18 protein-coding genes and 1 riboswitch are annotated in these 17,976 nt (G+C 37.4%); of the genes, 1 reads left to right on the forward strand and 17 read right to left on the reverse strand.

Annotation, left to right across the window (positions count from 1 at the left end; translation table 11 throughout):
• Positions 1-197: 197 nt before the first annotated feature.
• The 15 genes from NST21_RS15860 to pdxS form a co-directional block, all read right to left on the reverse strand.
• Positions 198-1,097, reverse strand: a complete 900-nt coding sequence (locus tag NST21_RS15860) for a sulfite exporter TauE/SafE family protein (RefSeq protein ID WP_340890136.1) — start codon at positions 1,095-1,097, stop codon at positions 198-200.
• A 130-nt stretch (positions 1,098-1,227) separates the two neighbouring features.
• Positions 1,228-1,857, reverse strand: coding sequence for an NAD(P)-binding protein (locus tag NST21_RS15865; protein WP_340890137.1), 630 nt, complete (start codon positions 1,855-1,857; stop codon positions 1,228-1,230).
• A complete protein-coding gene (locus NST21_RS15870) occupies positions 1,838-2,599 on the reverse strand; it encodes a sirohydrochlorin chelatase (RefSeq protein WP_340890138.1) in 762 nt (253 codons plus the stop codon). Before NST21_RS15870 ends, NST21_RS15865 begins: the two co-directional genes overlap by 20 nt.
• On the reverse strand, positions 2,599-3,375 hold the full coding sequence (gene cobA, locus NST21_RS15875) for a uroporphyrinogen-III C-methyltransferase (RefSeq protein ID WP_053346352.1): 777 nt from the start codon (positions 3,373-3,375) through the stop codon (positions 2,599-2,601). The genes NST21_RS15870 and cobA overlap by 1 nt, the downstream gene beginning before the upstream one ends.
• 18 nt (positions 3,376-3,393) lie before the next feature.
• Positions 3,394-3,609, reverse strand: coding sequence for a DUF3906 family protein (locus tag NST21_RS15880; protein WP_053346353.1), 216 nt, complete (start codon positions 3,607-3,609; stop codon positions 3,394-3,396).
• A 21-nt stretch (positions 3,610-3,630) separates the two neighbouring features.
• A complete protein-coding gene (locus tag NST21_RS15885) occupies positions 3,631-5,256 on the reverse strand; it encodes a nitrite/sulfite reductase (protein WP_057218906.1) in 1,626 nt (541 codons plus the stop codon).
• Between the two features lie 17 nt (positions 5,257-5,273).
• On the reverse strand, positions 5,274-5,873 hold the full coding sequence (gene cysC / locus NST21_RS15890; protein WP_201185142.1) for an adenylyl-sulfate kinase: 600 nt from the start codon (positions 5,871-5,873) through the stop codon (positions 5,274-5,276).
• Between the two features lie 41 nt (positions 5,874-5,914).
• Entirely contained in the window at positions 5,915-7,063 is a 1,149-nt protein-coding gene (gene sat, locus NST21_RS15895; protein WP_053346356.1) for a sulfate adenylyltransferase, read from the reverse strand.
• A gap of 28 nt (positions 7,064-7,091) precedes the next feature.
• Positions 7,092-7,769 carry a phosphoadenylyl-sulfate reductase gene (locus tag NST21_RS15900; RefSeq protein WP_056528812.1) on the reverse strand — a complete coding sequence of 226 codons (678 nt, stop codon included), beginning with the start codon at positions 7,767-7,769 and terminating at the stop codon, positions 7,092-7,094.
• A 214-nt stretch (positions 7,770-7,983) separates the two neighbouring features.
• Positions 7,984-8,127 (reverse strand): YezD family protein, encoded by a 144-nt coding sequence (locus NST21_RS15905; RefSeq protein WP_082527691.1) that lies wholly within the window; start codon positions 8,125-8,127, stop codon positions 7,984-7,986.
• A gap of 178 nt (positions 8,128-8,305) precedes the next feature.
• A riboswitch (SAM riboswitch) is annotated at positions 8,306-8,414 on the reverse strand.
• 331 nt (positions 8,415-8,745) lie between these two features.
• On the reverse strand, positions 8,746-9,282 hold the full coding sequence (ssuE, locus tag NST21_RS15910) for an NADPH-dependent FMN reductase (protein WP_340890140.1): 537 nt from the start codon (positions 9,280-9,282) through the stop codon (positions 8,746-8,748).
• 425 nt (positions 9,283-9,707) lie between these two features.
• Positions 9,708-10,295 carry a TetR/AcrR family transcriptional regulator gene (locus tag NST21_RS15915; RefSeq protein ID WP_201185149.1) on the reverse strand — a complete coding sequence of 196 codons (588 nt, stop codon included), beginning with the start codon at positions 10,293-10,295 and terminating at the stop codon, positions 9,708-9,710.
• A gap of 173 nt (positions 10,296-10,468) precedes the next feature.
• Positions 10,469-11,215, reverse strand: a complete 747-nt coding sequence (locus NST21_RS15920) for an SDR family NAD(P)-dependent oxidoreductase (RefSeq protein ID WP_340890141.1) — start codon at positions 11,213-11,215, stop codon at positions 10,469-10,471.
• A gap of 169 nt (positions 11,216-11,384) precedes the next feature.
• Entirely contained in the window at positions 11,385-11,984 is a 600-nt protein-coding gene (gene pdxT / locus NST21_RS15925) for a pyridoxal 5'-phosphate synthase glutaminase subunit PdxT (RefSeq protein ID WP_053346360.1), read from the reverse strand.
• A 1-nt stretch (position 11,985) separates the two neighbouring features.
• Entirely contained in the window at positions 11,986-12,873 is an 888-nt protein-coding gene (gene pdxS, locus NST21_RS15930; protein ID WP_053346361.1) for a pyridoxal 5'-phosphate synthase lyase subunit PdxS, read from the reverse strand.
• A gap of 374 nt (positions 12,874-13,247) precedes the next feature.
• On the opposite strand from pdxS, the gene pdxR reads away from it, so the two are divergent.
• Entirely contained in the window at positions 13,248-14,645 is a 1,398-nt protein-coding gene (gene pdxR, locus NST21_RS15935) for a MocR-like pyridoxine biosynthesis transcription factor PdxR (protein WP_201185153.1), read from the forward strand.
• A 43-nt stretch (positions 14,646-14,688) separates the two neighbouring features.
• Here the strand turns inward: pdxR and NST21_RS15940 are convergent, their stop codons facing one another.
• Together NST21_RS15940 and pabB are read right to left on the reverse strand one after the other, a co-directional pair.
• Positions 14,689-16,026 (reverse strand): D-serine ammonia-lyase, encoded by a 1,338-nt coding sequence (locus NST21_RS15940; protein ID WP_340890143.1) that lies wholly within the window; start codon positions 16,024-16,026, stop codon positions 14,689-14,691.
• Positions 16,027-16,128: 102 nt separating this feature from the next.
• Entirely contained in the window at positions 16,129-17,874 is a 1,746-nt protein-coding gene (gene pabB, locus NST21_RS15945) for an aminodeoxychorismate synthase component I (protein WP_340890144.1), read from the reverse strand.
• Positions 17,875-17,976 lie beyond the last annotated feature (102 nt).

Below are 17,976 nucleotides of genomic sequence, written 5' to 3' on the forward strand. Positions count from 1 at the left end.
TTGCCATTTCAATGTTTATTTACATTATTGCATTGTAACAGGTATAGACTATACAGAAGAATACATAGGTAGATTTCATACTCAAAAACATATTGCTTTTATTAAAAGACCTTTCTCGTAGGTATTCTATGTACCTACGAGTTTTTCATTAGTTATTAAAACAAATCTGTAATATCAACTTCTGCCTTCTACCGCTATTAAGAAACATTCTGCTGTTGTTCCACGTAACCTTGCTTTTTCGCCGTAGACATCTTTTTGATTGTAAAATAAATCCCTGCAATCCATCCAATGACAATAACTGCATAAATATAGATGTGTGCATCGTCTGGAACCCATGTAGATAAAAGGGTTCTTACATTAATTAAAATGATGAAACCACCTACTAAAACCCCCATTAATTGAGCAGGAAGCATACGAACAAGCCAGGCCGCAATCGGTGCGGCAATTACTCCACCGATAATCAGTGCTCCAACCCAAAGCCAATTAACCGCTTCCCATCCAAGAGAAATGATAAAACCAAGGCTACCAAAAAAAGCAATCGCAAACTCACTAGTATCAACTGTCCCGACAGCTTTCCTCGCAGTCATTCCTTTTTTGGACAATAGAACAGGCGTCGCTATCGGTCCCCATCCCCCTCCACCTGTTGCATCACAAAACCCTGCAAAAAGTCCTAGCGGGATAGATTGTTTCGCTGTTAATGGCGTTACGGTTTCATTTTCCTTAGACGGCTTGAAAATAAATAGAAAACGAAACAAAACGTATACTCCTAGGCCAAATAGAAAGATAGCAATATACGGTTTTGCTAATTCAGCTGGCAAATTGCTCAGAAAACAAGCACCCACAAATGCTCCAACAGAACCTGGAATAATCAAACGATAGACCATATTCTTATCTACGTTCCCAAACTTGATATGAGATGCTCCAGAAACAGCTGTCGTTACTACTTCCGATAAGTGAACAGATGCTGATGCTACTGCAGGTACGATCCCGAATGTCAACAATAAGGAAGTTGAACTTACTCCATACCCCATTCCAAGTGAACCATCTATTAATTGGGCTAAAAACCCGATAAAGGCTAAAACGATTAACTTTTTCATGACTTCCCCCTTTTTTTTACTTAGATAGAACCGCTAGTAAATAGAACATTCAAATTTTATTTTCAGACACAAAGAGGCACCTAACCAAAATAATTGTTTCATTTTGATTAGGTGCCTTCAGTTTTTCTGATCAGCCCAATGATTTATATTCAGTTTCTACTTGCAAAAGCCTAGCTAAAAAACGATATCTTTCTTTAAGGGAATATTTATAAATATCCTCAATTGAATCTTTTAGTAACTGAGATTTTTCATCTTTTGATAATGAACTCTTTTTTATATGCATCCTTACTTCGAAAAGAAATTCAAGGTATTCTTCATATGACTCACCATAAACTTCCTGTAAATCATTTCGGATTTTTTTAGCGAGTTTTGGACTTGCCCCATTGGTAGAAACGCTAATTGTGAGCTTACCTCTATTCAATGTAGCTGGTATATGAAAGTTGCCCAGCTCTTGATTACTAATAACGTTAACAAGTTGGCTATGAGATGTGTTCTTATAGACTTGCTCGTTAATTTCTGAGGAGTTTGTTGCAGCTATGATTAAAAAAGCACCTTTATAGTCAGTTTCTTCTACTTCTTTAAGTAAAACATGGATTTTCCCTTCCTCTTGTAGCTTCTGGAAACCTTCGCATATTTCAGGACTTACAACAGTTACTTCAGCACCTGCTTCTAGTAAGGGGCCCGCTTTAAAGTAAGCTATTTTACCACCGCCGATAATGATACACTTTCTATTCTCAATATTAAGAGTAATTGGATACATAAGCACCCTCCTCAGACACTTCGTGAATTCGTTCTGATAATGCTTTTTCTATCTTCGGATGATAACCGAGATAACGGCAGAGAACAAAATTCTGTTTGCCTTTTTTCTGGATCTTTTTAATAGCTGTTTGGATGGATTGCATTAAAATACCGGTAAATAAAAGGTAAGGAATAATAAAAATTTGATCTGATTGGGAATCTTCAGCCATTTCCAATGCTTCTGCAAAAGTTGGTGAAGCAGCAGTCAGATAACAATCTTGTACTTGGCTTTTTGGTAACCTGCGCTTAAGTAAACCCGCTAATTGGCTTAAGTCTCGTTTCACGTCGGGATCACTGCTGCCCCTTCCAACTAATAAAACTAGTGAATTCTCCGTTACCTTTTCGCTTGTCTCTTTCAATCTTTCTACTAAGATGTCAACCATTTTATCACTGACCCCAATGGGTCTTCCGTACTTCAACTCTACCTCTGGATACTGTTTTTTCATTTTACATAGAATTACTGGAATATCATATTTTGCATGTGCAGCAGTTAACAGAAGAACTGGAATAGCAATGATTTTCGTCGCTCCGCGTTGCACACATCGATCATAGGCATCTTCTATCGTAGGACTTTGTAATTCTAAAAAGCAATACTCTTGAATTGTGTTAGATTGTCCTTCCATGCATACATGAATAAAATCAATCGCTTGGGCAGATGCTTCTTTGACACGGCTTCCATGGCAAATATATAATATAGCTTCCATTAAAAGGCCTCATTTGCCAACAAATTTTCCGCTTGTTTTTGTTCAAACCATTTGATCTTCTCTCGTAAATTGACCACATCTCCTACAACTATCATGCAAGGATTGGAAATTTGCTCACTTTTGGCTGTTTCTACTACATTAGCTAATGTACTGACAGCTGTCTTTTGTGTTTTTAACGTTCCCCAATGAATAAGAGCTACTGGAGTATTGGGGTTTTTTCCATGCTCCAAAAGTTTCCCTTGAATATACGGTAGATTCTTCACTCCCATGTATATAGCTAATGTATCAATACCATTTGCAAGAGATTCCCACTTGATATTATCATCTTCGTCTTTTTTCCGATGGCCGGTAACAATGGCAAATGAAGAAGCATGATCTCGATGGGTCACTGGAATTCCAGCATAAGCTGTGGCAGCAATTCCAGCCGTAATGCCTGGCACAATTTCAAAACTTACGCCATTTTTTGCAAGGGCTTCAGCTTCCTCTCCGCCTCTTCCAAAAACAAAGGGATCGCCACCTTTTAATCGCGTAACAATTTTCCCCTTTTTTGCATATTTAACTAGAAATCGATTGATTGTATCTTGCTGCAACAAATGATAATCCGGCAGTTTACCGCAATTAATCAATTCGACTCCTTCTTTTGCATAATTCAACAGTTCTTTATTGACAAGACGGTCATATAAAATGACATCGGCTTCTTGAATGCACTTTAATCCTTTTATTGTAATTAAATCTGGATCTCCAGGACCGGCTCCTACTAGATATACTTTCCCCATTATGCAACCTGCCTTCCCTTAGAGAATTGTTTCGAATTCCGATAATACGTAACCTGTTCCATTATTAATTTTTCTTTTTTCGTATAATGATATATCATCCACTTCAGGCATTTTCAAAAAACGCTTTTCCAGCTCGATATCAACGAGCTGGAAGGCCTTTTCATCCGAATCTGCGGCGATGATGACATGAATTAGTTCTTCTTTAATAGTGACTTCAAAACGGTATAGATTCATATTCTTCTTACCTTCCGCTATTTAAACAGCAACCTCTGTTAAAATATTATCAAGTTTACTTTGTAATTCTGATTTTCCTACTCGCTCTACAAAATCCAAGAAAGTTTCAGACAATAGCTTTGTTTCTTTGAAAAACAGGATAAGCTCTTTTAATACGTCATAAAGCTTTTCAGCTTCCACTTTCCCTTTTAATTTTTCATTGAACTTCCCACCAGCATTAAGTGTTCCGCCTACGTATATTTCAAAAGCCTCGACCATTTTTTTGTCTTGGTTTTTCATTTTGATACCTTGCAACCCGATTTCAGCAATAGCTCGTTGACCACAGTTATTAGGGCAACCTACCATATGCATTCTTACCGGTACATCTAAATCAATTTCTTTATCCAGTTTTTCAGCAATAGTTTTCATCCGTTTTTTTGTTTCAACAAGTGCCAGGTTGCAATACTCAATGCCTGTGCAAGAAACGGAATAACCAATGAATTTTTTTGGTTGATATGGAAATCTTTCAAAAATTGATTCTTGTTTTAATTCTTCAAGTTTTGCATCCGGAACATTAGGAATAATTAGATTTTGCGAATTACAGTTGCGGATTTCACCGTTTCCGTATTTTTTAGAAAGTTCAGCAAACTCAATGACTTCGTCTGGAGTTAAACGGCCAACTGGGATATTGACTCCAACATAGTTGAGTCCTTCTTGTTTTTGTTTATGGATACCATAGAAATAGCCAGCATTCCATTCCTTCAATGCACTTTCTCCCTTTTCTGGTAGTGGACCGGTGTATTCAAGCAATTTTTCCTTAAATTGCTCTGGACCCCAATCAGCAACAAGGAATTTCAATCGAGAGCGATGACGCTTTTCACGGTAACCGAAGTCACGGAAAATCGTTGTGATGGCGGCTGCCACTTCCACTGTTTTCTCCGGTAAAATGAATAAATCAAGTTCTTCCGCTAGCATAGGAACGGAGGATAATCCACCCCCTACTTTAACGTGAAAACCAACTTCTGTCTTTCCATCAATAACCTTCGTAGCTGGATTAAATGAAACGCAGTTAATTTCAGCATTGGAAGCATTATGAACATTAGCACTGACTGACATTTTATATTTCCTTGGAAGGTTTGAAAAATCTTCGTTAAGTCGGAAATACTCAAATACATTATAAAGGACGTCACGTGTATCAAAAAGTTCGTCAGGATCGATTCCAGCTAATGCATTTCCGATTATATTCCGTGTAATATCACCACATGCACCAGCAGTAGTCATCCCAACCTGTTCTAGACGGTTCAAAATATCAGGGACTTGTTCAATAGTCAACCAGTGAAACTGAATAGCTTGGCGAGTTGTGATGTCATAAACATCTCTACCGTAATCTTTCGCGATATTAGCAAGTGTGATTTGTTGGTCATAAGTAAGGATACCACCAGGAATAACGACACGCATCATCCAATAGCCCGCTTCTTTTGGTCGTTGCAAGTATAGACCTGCCCACTTGAACATATCCCACTTTTCTTTAGGAATGGATTCAAAGCCATTTGCTGCATAATGAGGAATATCGTCAAAGATCTTCAAACCATCTTTTTCTAATTTCCAGACTTCAGTTTTGTTTTTAGCAATTACCGGATTTTCAGACCAAAACTTCTCATATACCACTACTTTTTCCTCCTCGATTAAATCGCTCTCTTAGTTGTCAAATAGTTGATTACCTGTTCGACGCACTCTTCAACGCTATATTGGTTGGATTCTAAAACGATTTCCGGCTGTTCAGGTTCTTCATATGGAGAGTCAATCCCAGTAAAGTCTTTAATGATTCCCTTACGTGCCTTATCGTAAAGACCTTTTGGATCACGCACTTCACATTCTTCAATCGGACATTTTATGTAGACTTCAATAAACTCGCCTTCTTCAAGCAGATCGCGTACAATTTGACGGTCTGCTCGAAAAGGGGAAATAAATGCCGTTAATACGAACTGCCCGCTATCCACAAAAAGCTTGGAAACTTCACCGATCCGTCTAATATTCTCAGTCCGATCCTCTTCAGAAAAACCCAAATCTTTATTTAAGCCATGGCGAATATTATCTCCATCCAAGACATAACTTCGAATATTTCGGTTATACAACTCTTTAGCGACTGCATTTGCAATCGTTGATTTTCCGGAGCCTGAGAGTCCTGTGAACCATAGAACTGTACTCTCATGTCCGTTTTGCTTACGACGGAGTTCCTTAGTCAAAGACGCTTCATGCCAAGTTACATTCGTGCTATTACTCATTATTATCCCCCTCTTACTACTTACATTTATTTGAAACTAGTTTAGTTAAATACTTCATTCTTTTTCAGGCCTTCGATTAACACTTCGATGACTTCTTTACGACTGAAGGTAGCTGGTGGAATTTCACCATTACGTAACATTTCCCTAACCTTCGTTCCGGATAAGATAACATGATCTTCTTTACCATGCGGACATGTTTTAGCAGAAGCCATATTTCCACATGTTTTACAATAAAAGCTATGTTCAAAGAATAATAGCGTGATTCCTAACTCGTCAGGTTTGAAATTACCAAAGATTTTTTGTGCATCATAAGTGCCGTAATAATCGCCCACACCGGCATGGTCACGGCCAACAATAAAGTGGGTGCATCCGTAATTTTTACGAACCATGGCATGGAAAATGGCTTCTCTTGGCCCTGCATAACGCATGGCAGCAGGGAAAACTGCTAGGGAGACACGATCCTTAGGATAATATTTCTCTAGTAGTACTTTATAACTCTCCATCCGTACATCAGCTGGTATGTCATCTGATTTAGTAGCACCTACTAGCGGATTTAAAAATAAACCGTCTACAATCTCCAATGCAGTTTTTTGAATGTATTCATGTGCACGGTGAACAGGATTTCTTGTTTGGAATCCAACAACTGTTTTCCAGCCTTTTTCAGCAAAAGTTTTTCTTGTGTCAACAGGATCCAAATAATGATCTTGGAATAGCGGACGTTCGATTCGTTTAACTAATTTAATATCCCCGCCGACATATACTTCACCACGGTTATACAAATTTTTCACACCAGGATGTTTCTCATCATCCGTTTGATAAACTAATGTGGCTTCCAATTGTTTATCAGGTCTGAAGATATCAGAAACAATAAGAACTCCGTATGTTTCTCCTTCATGATTCAACTTTACTTCTTCTCCTAGAGTAAGAGCTTTTGCTACTTCATCAGTAATCGGCAAAGTAATCGGGATGCTCCAAACATGGCCGCTGCTAAGCCTCATATCCTTAACCACTGCTTGATAGTCATCTTTTGTAAAGAATCCTTTAATAGGACTATAGGCCCCAGTACCTATTAATTCCAGGTCACTTAAAGCAATCTCATCAATTTCGATTGAGTTGTTTATTTTAGTAATATCATAGTCTGGTTCCCAACGATTGATCAACGTTCCTCCGTGCGGTAAGCTAACTGTCATGCTAATTTCCCCCTAAATTTTCTATTTATTAAGATAAATGTAATCCGCATTCTGTTTTTTGCGCGCCCTGCCAACGTCCTGAGCGTAAATCATCGGCATTGATTGCAGGTGCCGTACATGTTTTACAGCCAATACTAGGATATCCATTATCGTGAAGAACATTATATGGAAGTCCATTTTTATGGGCATAGCGCCAAACATCTTTCCATGTCCAATGAATAAGCGGGCATATTTTAATTGATTTAAACTTATTATCTTGATTAATATATTCCGTTAATGCTCTTGTTTCAGATTGCTCTCTGCGTAGTCCCGAGAGCCAAGCAGTTGCCGTTGAAAGTACCTCAGTAAGCGGCGCGATCTTACGTATGCTGCAACATTTATTTGAATCACGGAGCCATAACTCATCTCCATATTCAGATGCTTGTTCCTCAAGCGTCAATGCCGGCTTTTTCATTTCAATTGAAAGCTGCGGATAGCGCTTTTTAACTTGTTCAATTAATTTGTAAGTCTCTTCAAAATGAACATCCGTATCCAGAAAAACAATTTTGGCTGAAGGATTGACCTTTGCCAATAAATCCGTAAGTACTATTCCTTCAATGCCGAAACTACATGCATAAATGAGTTTGTTACCATATTGGGAATTTGCCCACTCAAGAACTTCTAAAGCACCTTTTGTCTCACTGTCCTCAGGAAATGCAGGCAAAATCTCTGTGTCGAAATTTTCATAGTTTACTAATGCAGACACTCTTAAAGCCCCCTCTAAAAACTTGCTAAATGTTTCACAGAATAGAGTAACTTGCGATTAATACTCGCTGATGTTTTCTAACGCTTAAAAGACCCTAGAAAAAAGAGACGAATTTAACTAATACTCTCTTTTTTATCAGTTAAATCCACCTCTAGTTTTCTAGTCAGCAGATACCTTATTTAATTCTCAGCTTTTCATTTCTTTCCATTTGAATAATTTTACCATCCTGGACGATAAGTGTTATGGATCCATATTTCATCGACTTAAGCATTTCTTGTAGGCGTTCAAATATTTCCTCCAGCTGATTCTCTTTTTCCAAGCCAGTTCCTCCTTTAAGAAAATCCGAGACTAGCTTATCGTATAGCTGACCCGTTTATAAAATGCATTTTCTTAAATTTATATATTCCAAAACATCTTACAATGCTATGGTTTGCAAACGAATTTTACAGAAATAAAAATCCTTCCATGATGGAAAGATTTTCAAGGTAATATTTTTTACCTTATCTTCCAAAATGATCAACATTTTGTTGGATGTAGCACCTTGCATCCATCATGCAGGTTGCTGGACTTCAAAGGGCCAATTCCCTCCGTCGCTCTGGATAAGTTTTATTATTTTAAATATTAACATATATTTATTCCTTGTCAATGGAGTTTTCTTATAAAATAACTTGGATTAATAAAATGGGTGAACTGTTATTATTATACACACTTTTCCTTGAACGGATATTGTATCAGTTAAATATGAAAATAGACTCATTTTTAAGAGAAACTCCTAAAAAAATGAGTCTATTTCATTACTTACCTCTTTTTACAATTGTTTAAGGCCTAATTGTTAAAGTTAATTAGTTTTTATGATTGTACATAAATAATCTTTAATCTCATGAAAATAAAAATAGTTCAAAACCTTAAGCCTTTACTTTTCGTCTATTAACAGCATTTAATTCTTTCTTAATTGAATCGCTTCAACAAATTCTTGCACCTGACTTTGCACACGATCAACTAATTCGCCATCTTTAATTGGGCTTTCAGGATTCTGCTTATCTATTTCCTTATCTACAAAATATAAGCCCTGCAACGGCTCACCTTTTAAAATTGAAATTAAAGGTTTAAGTGCGTAATCAATCGCCAATAAATGCCTGTTACTTCCACCAATCATAATTGGCAGAACAGGCTTATTTTTAAATGCACCCTCAGGTAGCAAATCAATCAAAGCTTTTAACACGCCTGTGTAAGATGCCTTATATACTGGTGAACCAATAATGATACCTCTAGCTCCCTGAATTTTTTCTGAAAGCTTTATTATATCTTCACTATTATACCGGCCTTGGAATAGATCATCTGCGGAAAAATCCGTTATAGAGTAATAAGCAGTGGTAAACCCCTCTTGTTCAACTAGTGATCGAACATGTTTTAGAGAGATGTCAGTTCTTGATGGACTCGCTGGACTGCCTGATAAAATTACGATTTCGCTCATATAAATTTCCTCCTATTATTTTCTTATCTGCGATAAGACTTGCTGATTCAATAAAAATCACTCAATCACTAATAAATCGGATAAGAATCCTGCCTAGGTAAGTCATGTATCATATAATCATCGTAATATTCAGAAAAATAAAAGTCAAGTGTTTAACTCGGGATTAATGTGAATAACCTATTCAGAAACTTTTCTCAGTTATCCCCTACTATTTTTCCTAAAATTTCAAATTGTTTCTTCCTTGACCTTTTAATTTTTGCATTTCCAAAATAACAGGTATAGTTCCATTCTTCGGCTTACACTAGTTTGCACAATGTATCGTCAAGTCTAGAGGTACAAGCTTGAACAACTAATACTAATAGTAGATAAAGCAACGGTCATATTTGCGGCTTGTTGATTCATACGCCTTAAATATGACCGTTCATTTATGTATTATTGCTTTTTCCATGAATCCCATATACTAAAAGCTGAGCAATACTCTTTATTCGTTCCTCAGTAAAATACGGTTCCGTTTTCTGTTGATGAATCTCATAATGGGTCGATAAAGCTAATGTAAAAGAAATAATTCCTACATTAAATAAGATAATATCGGAAATATAGTGAATCTCTCCAGTATCAATTCTCTTCTGAAGTTCAATAAGCTTAGCATTTGGCTTGAAGATTTGCTCAACATATTGTTTAGAAATTTCTTGATCGTATTGAGTTTCTCGAAATAATATCGAATACTGTTCTTTATTTTCAAGAATTTTTTTTATCAATGTGATAACGTGATTCTCTACAAGCTCATCCGTAGAAAGGTGGCTAGTCTCAACTTCCGCATCTTCTTTTTCACTAGGAGTAATCGTAGCCAAAAGCAAATCTTTTTTGCTGTCAAAGTATTTGTAAATCGTAGCTTCGGAAACATTACAGGCAGAAGCGATTTCATTCGTTCTGGTCATGTCAAAACCTTTACTGGCAAAAAGAGTCCGGGCTACATTAATGATCCGTTCTTTTGTTTGCTGCCCTTTTTTCAAAAATATCAACCTTCTTTTAAAAAAGATAAGACCGGCTTGTCCGATCTATTTTCCATAATAGCCTGATGATACCAATCGGTCAATATAACCTTTGGTCTATGAGACTTGCATTAGTCATATAAGACATATAAAGAAAACATCGTCGGATTAGGACGATGTTTTCCTTTTCAAAATCATTTAAAAGATGCATACCCATCATCAACCATAACAATACTGCCATTAATTGCATCAGCTTCATCTAATGATAGTAGATAAACAGCATTCGCAATTGCTTCCGGCTTAATTAATTTGCCGCGCATTTGGCTTTCATTCAATTTATCGATGATTCCCATATCTTTATAACCTTGGATAATTGGAGTATCCACACCGCCTGGTGCGATACCTACTACTCGTATTCCATAAGCACCCAATTCCAAAGCCGCTGTTTGTGTCATCATTCTTACAGCGCCTTTAGAAGCCTGATATGCGAAAGTCCCATGTGAAGCTAAATAGCCAAACACCGAAGCAGTATTTATAATAACTCCCTTACTTCCTAATTCCTTCATTTTACGTCCGGCTGCCATGATGCCAAAAGCCACACCATGTTGGTTTACTCCGATCGATTTAAAGTACCCTTCCATATTTTGTTCAAGAATCATGCCACCCGCACCTATGCCGGCGTTATTGAACATGATATCAATTCTTCCATAAACATCTACAGTGATATTAACCAATGCTTCCACATCTTCTTGCTTTGAAACATCAGTTTTAACAAAAATAGCTTCTCCGCCTTCTGCCTTAATCAGTTCAACAGTTTCTTCTGCCATGGCTTCGTTAAAATCCGCAACAACGACTTTGTCCCCTTTTTTTGCAAATTTTAGACATGTTGCACGGCCTATTCCACTTGCTCCACCAGTAATAACTGCCACTCTTGCTGTCATATAAATTCCACTTTCAACGCTCAAAATAAATAAGTAAGTATTTACTCACTTATTTATTATAGATTTATTGAATTATAATTTCAAGCGAAATGATGTTTTTTTAAAGTTCCCTTTATATCTTATTGCAAACAAAAAGCTGCCCTATTAAAATAGGACAGCTCATTAATATTTAGCACATTTTTACTTCAACTTTACTGATAGATTCTTTCACCATTTCGATGAAGAGTTGTATAAAACGATTATCCCCTGTTAATTCTGGATGAAAAGCACTAACCAGGACATGTTCTTGTCTCGCAGCAACAACATGATCTTCATAAAGAGCTAGTACCTCTACGTCTTCACCAATTTCTTCCGCGAATGGTGCCCGGATGAAGACAGTTGTAAATGGTTCTTCCATTCCTTTGATCGAGAGTTGTGCTTCAAAACTATCCCGCTGACGTCCAAATCCGTTCCTTTTCACGGAAATGTCCATTAATCCAAGATAAGCCTCTTCATCCCCAGTCAATTTCTTTGCGGCCAATACCATTCCCGCACATGTACCGAAGACAGGTTTTTTTAGTTCAAAAAAGGTTTTGATGGGTTCCATAAATCCGTAACGATCCATGAGCTTTCTCATCGTAGTGCTTTCTCCGCCTGGAATAATTAAGCCATCAATTTCTTTTAACTGTTCAGGTTTTTTAACAATTATAGCTTGTTCACCTGCAGCTTTAATTTGATTTAAATGTTCTTCAACAGCACCCTGTAAACCCAAAACACCGATGGTTATCATATTACCAGCCACGTTCCTGCATCCGTTCTGATGGAGCAAGCTTAGAAATATCAATACCTTTCATTGCACTACCTAACTCTTTTGACAGCCGGCCAATCAATTCATAATCAGTATAATATGTAGTCGCTTGAACGATTGCAGTTGCAAATTTTTCAGGATTCTCTGATTTAAATATACCTGAACCCACAAATACGCCATCTGCGCCCAGTTCCATCATCAGTGCTGCATCTGCTGGAGTAGCAATTCCACCTGCTGCAAAGTTAACTACAGGCAATTTACCTGTCCGCTTAATTTCTCTTAGAATCTCATAAGGAGCACCTAAGATTTTTGCTTCTGTCATTAATTCATCGTCACTCATTACGCTCACTTTACGAATTTGGGACAAAACCTTTCTCATATGTCGAACAGCTTCCACAATATTTCCTGTCCCAGGTTCTCCTTTTGTACGAAGCATCGATGCACCTTCGCCAATCCGGCGTGCAGCTTCGCCTAAGTCACGGCATCCACATACAAAAGGTACTGTGAAATCGCTTTTTAACAAATGATATTCTTCATCAGCAGGCGTCAGCACTTCGCTTTCGTCAATATAATCAACACCCATTGATTCCAGAATCCTTGCTTCAACAATGTGACCAATCCTTGCTTTAGCCATGACCGGAATGGAAACAGCATTCAATACTTCCTCAACGATTCGAGGATCTGCCATTCTTGCTACACCACCAGCTGCACGAATATCAGAAGGTACCCTTTCTAAAGCCATGACAGCAACAGCACCCGCTGCTTCGGCTATTTTTGCTTGTTCTGCATTAATGACGTCCATAATTACGCCACCCTTTTGCATCTGTGCCATTCCTCTTTTTACTGTGTCAGTTCCTAATAATTTTTCCATTACTTTTCCCCCTAATATTTGCATTTTTTAGATTTGTTAATTAGTATAAAAAATAGATGACCGTATTGAAAGTGTCAGTTTTCAATAATTTAATGGGGTCAGTTCCTAATAATTTTTCCATTACTTCCCCCACTAATATTTGCATTTTTTAGATTTGTTAATTAGTATAAAAAATAGATGACCGTATTGAAAGTATCAGTTTTCAATAATTTAATGGGGTCAGTTCCTAATGATTTTTCCTCTGCTCCCCCCCTAATATTTGCATTTTTTAGATTTGTTAATTAGTATAAAAAATAGATGACCGTATTGAAAGTATCAGTTTTCAATAATTTAATGGGGTCAGATACGAATTATTTAAAAAAGGCGGAAGCAAAATGAATATGTTAACTTGTAACTTAAATCGTATGAGTGAAGAACCATTATACGAACAATTATATTCGCATATTAAAAAAGAGATAATTGATGGACGTCTTCTCTTTGGAACGAAGCTGCCATCGAAGCGAAAATTAGCGGAGTTTCTGCAGATTAGTCAAAATACCGTCGAGACTGCCTATGAACAATTAACTGCTGAAGGATACGTTGAAGTTATTCCTAGAAAGGGATACTACATACAAACATTTGAGGATTTAGAGTATACTCAAACTGACAATGTTCCCTTAGAACAGAATGATAATAAAGTAAGGGAATTGCTCTATCATTTTCACCCAAGCCAAATTGATACTGAGAACTTTCCATTTGAAAAATGGCGAAAGTATATTAAAAATAAAATCGATGAATCTCATCAAGACCTTCTTTTACTGGGAGATTCTCAAGGTGAATATGAATTACGTTGTGAAATTGCCCACTATCTATATCATGCTCGTGGGGTCCAATGTGTCCCTGAACAGATTATCATTGGTGCGGGACTGGAAATTTTACTACAGCAGCTTGTTCTTCTTTTTGATAAAACCACCATATACGGAGTCGAAGATCCCGGTTATCACTTGATTTATCGTATTTTACGTAGCTATCCAAATGATGTATATCCATTAGAAGTTGATGAAGAAGGGGTGAAGGTCAACCCTATTGAGCAGTCTTCAATTGATGTAGTTTATGTAACCCCTTCCCATCACTTCCCCTATGGAACGATTCTGTCTGTTAACAGACGTACACGATTGTTGAATTGGGCCCAAGGGGCAGCAAATAGATATATTATCGAAGACGATTATGATAGTGAATTTCGTTATAGTGGAAAAACGATTCCTTCTTTACAAAGTATGGATGTTGGAGAAAAAGTGATTTACTTAGGATCGTTTTCCAAATCATTGATGCCTTCAATTCGTATCAGTTATATGGTTCTTCCAGCTCCGTTGTTACAGAGGTATCAAGAGGAATTATCTTTCTACCATTCAACCGTATCAAGGATTGACCAACATGTTTTAACAGAGTTTATGAGGGAGGGAGATTTTGAAAAACATTTAAATCGTATGAGGAAAGTTTACCGCCGTAAATTAGAAAAAGTGATTGATTTGATTAAACCCTATCATCAACAAATATCAATCATTGGTGAACGATCAGGACTGCATATTGTTCTCACCGTGAAAAATGGGATGGATGAACAAACACTAATTCAAAAAGCGGCTGATGACGACATTAAAATATATGGACTTTCTACTTATTCCATTGAGAAAATAGATGAACATCCTCCTAAAATAATATTAGGCTTTGCAGGGATACCTGAAGCAGAATTGGAAAAAGCTATTCATCTTTTATTGAACTCCTGGGGGTTTTAAAAAGAAAAAGGAAGTTCACAAATGTAAACTTCCTTTTTCTTTTTTAACTTTTAGTTAAATATTCTTCCATCATGACCTTTGGTACCATGCTGCCACCTGTAGCCCAAATAATATGTGTGGACTGTTTCATTTTTTCTTGAAGTTTTTGATCCTTGAGATATTGTTTTCCCTCTTCGCTACTGAACAATTGAACTGGTCCATATACTCCTGCGAGGGCAGATGGCTCTAAATAATATCCTTCTGTCTCAGCCAGTTCTCGAAGCAAGTCAAATAATCTTTTGTCCTGTATTGTATAGCTGCCGCTTAGAATTGATGTCATCATACTAGAAACTAATTCAGATGACCTTCCGACCGCTAGTCCATCTGCTTCCGTTTTGTTATCAATTCCAAAATCCTGTACCGAGACTTTGTCATGAAGTGCCGTTGCCAATCCAAGCAACATACACGGCGAATGTGTTGGCTCTGCAAAAAAGCAATGGACATCGTCTTCGAAGGCCAATTTTAGCCCATATGTTATACCGCCGGGGCCACCACCTACTCCGCATGGTAAGTAAACAAATAAAGGATGATCTTCGTCAACCGGGATCGACATCCCTTTTAATTGATTTTTCAGACGTGTTGCAGCTGTCGCATAGCCTAGCAACAAATCTTTTGAATTTTCATCATCAATAAAATGGCAATTTGGGTCAAGAGATGCTTCTTTTCGACCTTCTTCGACGGCTTTACTGTAATCGTCTTCATATTCCTTTACAATGACACCAAGGTTTCTTAGTTTATCTTTTTTCCACTGCTTGGCATCTGCCGACATATGTACAGTAACCTTAAATCCAAGGCGGGCACTAATTATCCCAATGCTCAGTCCTAAATTTCCAGTCGAACCAACCGCAATGGAATAATGTGAAAATAACTCTTTGAATTTATCACTTGCAAGTATCTCATAATTATCTGATTGCTTTAGACCACCATGCTCCATGGCAATTTCCTCTGCACGTTTTAACACCTCATATATACCACCGCGTGCCTTGATAGAGCCCGAAATAGGTAAATGGCTGTCACATTTAAGTAAAAGTTTACCGGAAATATCTGTCATATACGACTCTTCTATACTTTTTTTCATCGAAGGAATCTCAACTAGTGGTGATTCAATGATACCGTTCGTTGGTTTTGTTTCTGGAAAAGCATGAACAATATATTGGGCAAATCGCTCTAATCTCTCCTCTGCTGCTTTAACATGTTCGGCCTGGAGGATTGAAATGCCCTGATTGCTTCCATAATTGGGATTCAACCAAAAAACTTCATCTGTCTTTATAAGTTTTTTTAGTAAAGGATATTTCTCTTTCCACTCTATCAAAGATAAACCTGCGATTTTTTGTTTCTCCATAGCATTTCCCTCCTAGTCATATGTAACAATATTTATCATCTACTATAACTTAGCAAATTGCTATGTACGTATACAGTATTCTTTTTCTAGGACAATTTTGGTTTAAAATGTAAGATTCACTTTTAATCCCCTTCGCACACTATTAATAAACCAAACTTCCTCAGCATTATGAAGATCAGCCTTTGTTATTAATTTTTCTTTTATTTCTTTCTTCCTTAATAGCTCCTGACGGAAAGTCCCTGCAAGCAATCCTGATTCTACTGGAGGGGTGAACAGATCTCCATTTATCTTTACTACTACATTTCCGTTCGTGAACTCTGTAATATATCCTTGTTCATTCCAAAGTAAAACGTCATAGAACTCAGGGTGCCTAGTTTGAAATTTTTCATAAACTTCCCGGTTAGTCGTCTTATGATAGAGAAATGGATTTTCAGTTGATATTGGACTTTCGGCTATGATAGCTGAAATTTCTGCTTCCATTGTCTTGATTATTTGTCCTGAAACTTCAAAATCTCCATTTTCAAAAAGCAGAACCCGTACTTTTTGCATCGAATCATAATGTGAATCTGCATATTTTTGGAGCTTATTTCTAAGTTCTGTTTCAGAAAACTGATAGTCAAAGTATCCAGCAGACTGCATCATTCTATCAATATGCTCATCCAATAAAAAATACTGGCCATCTTCAAGCTTAATCGACTCTAACAGCTGATAGGTAGGTCTTTCCTCTGACAATAATTTAGCTTTTAAAAAGGCTTCGTCATACTCCTCAAGTAAGACAGAATCCCAGGTTATTCCCCCTCCTACCCCATATTCAGCTTTTCCTGTTTCCTTTTCGATAACAACCGTCCGAATAGGTACATTGAAAACTGCTTCACATTCCGGGGTAATAAAGCCGATTGCACCGCAATACACTTCACGTGGAGAATTCTCAAGTTCAGTGATAATTTCCATCGTTTTGATTTTCGGTGCTCCTGTTATCGATCCACAGGGAAAGAGCGCCTTGAATATATCAATAATCGTTGTTTTTGGTTTCGTTTTAGCTGTGATGGTTGATGTCATTTGCCACACAGTCGGGTACTTTTCAATTTCCTTAAGTTTCGGTACCTGAACGCTCCCTTGTTCAGCAATCATTCCTAAGTCATTCCTGAGCAAATCAACAATCATTAAATTCTCAGCCTGATTTTTTTCAGAACATGCTAACCATTCCGCATTTGCCTGATCCGTTTTCACGGTAACCCCGCGCTTGACTGTCCCTTTCATTGGACGAGTAATTAGCTGACCATCCTCCCAGCGGAAAAATAACTCGGGAGAAGCCGACAGAATTCGATGTGTCCCGATATTCAAATAAGCACTATAGTTCGATCGTTGTGCTCTCTTTAGCCGATCATAGAAAGCAAAGTCGTCCCCCTCGAACATAGATTGCAATCGCATCGTATAATTCACTTGATAGGTATTGCCTTTCTCGATTTCAGCTTTTATCGTTTGAAACCCAGAATTATATGTATGGGAATCCGTTTCTGATTCCCAATCATTTAATTGAAATGAACCAGTTATTTTTCCTAGGAACTCTTCCGGTTTCTCAAAGATACCGAACCACAATAACGGCATTTTTGCTCCTTCTTTTACTTTAAAAGACTTTTCAAAAGCAGGCGCCGCCTCATAAGATACATAGCCTGCTGCATAATATCCCTGCTCGATTGCTGCCTGGACCTTTTGGAATTGAGGGAGGACATCCTGTAAAGAATGGGCGATAAAAACTTCTTTCGGTTCCGTAAAATATAACGGTTTTTTAACATCTTGTTTATCTGTGAAGTGAAATAATAGTGATAAAGGTTCTTCCTGTTTCATGCTTCTCTCCTTACTTTATTTATAAGATTCTAAGTAATTAGATATGGTATGTAATTGAAAATGAGCTTGCAGACACATAATCTGCAAGCTCATTCACATTTA

This window comes from Peribacillus sp. FSL K6-1552, assembly GCF_038005205.1.
Lineage (GTDB): Bacteria > Bacillota > Bacilli > Bacillales > DSM-1321 > Peribacillus > Peribacillus butanolivorans.

Excerpts from the sequence above, each read along its gene's own strand:
- sat (WP_053346356.1), bottom strand. The coding sequence starts at position 7,063 with ATGACAGTTAGCTTACCGCACGGAGGAACGTTGATCAATCGTTGGGAA.
- NST21_RS15880 (WP_053346353.1), bottom strand. The coding sequence starts at position 3,609 with ATGAATCTATACCGTTTTGAAGTCACTATTAAAGAAGAACTAATTCAT.
- NST21_RS15865 (WP_340890137.1), bottom strand. The coding sequence starts at position 1,857 with ATGTATCCAATTACTCTTAATATTGAGAATAGAAAGTGTATCATTATC.
- pdxS (WP_053346361.1), bottom strand. The coding sequence starts at position 12,873 with ATGGAAAAATTATTAGGAACTGACACAGTAAAAAGAGGAATGGCACAG.
- pabB (WP_340890144.1), bottom strand. The coding sequence starts at position 17,874 with ATGAAACAGGAAGAACCTTTATCACTATTATTTCACTTCACAGATAAA.
- NST21_RS15940 (WP_340890143.1), bottom strand. The coding sequence starts at position 16,026 with ATGGAGAAACAAAAAATCGCAGGTTTATCTTTGATAGAGTGGAAAGAG.
- NST21_RS15870 (WP_340890138.1), bottom strand. The coding sequence starts at position 2,599 with ATGGAAGCTATATTATATATTTGCCATGGAAGCCGTGTCAAAGAAGCA.
- pdxT (WP_053346360.1), bottom strand. The coding sequence starts at position 11,984 with ATGATAACCATCGGTGTTTTGGGTTTACAGGGTGCTGTTGAAGAACAT.
- NST21_RS15920 (WP_340890141.1), bottom strand. The coding sequence starts at position 11,215 with ATGACAGCAAGAGTGGCAGTTATTACTGGTGGAGCAAGTGGAATAGGC.
- cobA (WP_053346352.1), bottom strand. The coding sequence starts at position 3,375 with ATGGGGAAAGTATATCTAGTAGGAGCCGGTCCTGGAGATCCAGATTTA.
- NST21_RS15860 (WP_340890136.1), bottom strand. The coding sequence starts at position 1,097 with ATGAAAAAGTTAATCGTTTTAGCCTTTATCGGGTTTTTAGCCCAATTA.
- cysC (WP_201185142.1), bottom strand. The coding sequence starts at position 5,873 with ATGAGTAATAGCACGAATGTAACTTGGCATGAAGCGTCTTTGACTAAG.
- pdxR (WP_201185153.1), top strand. The coding sequence starts at position 13,248 with ATGAATATGTTAACTTGTAACTTAAATCGTATGAGTGAAGAACCATTA.
- ssuE (WP_340890140.1), bottom strand. The coding sequence starts at position 9,282 with ATGAGCGAAATCGTAATTTTATCAGGCAGTCCAGCGAGTCCATCAAGA.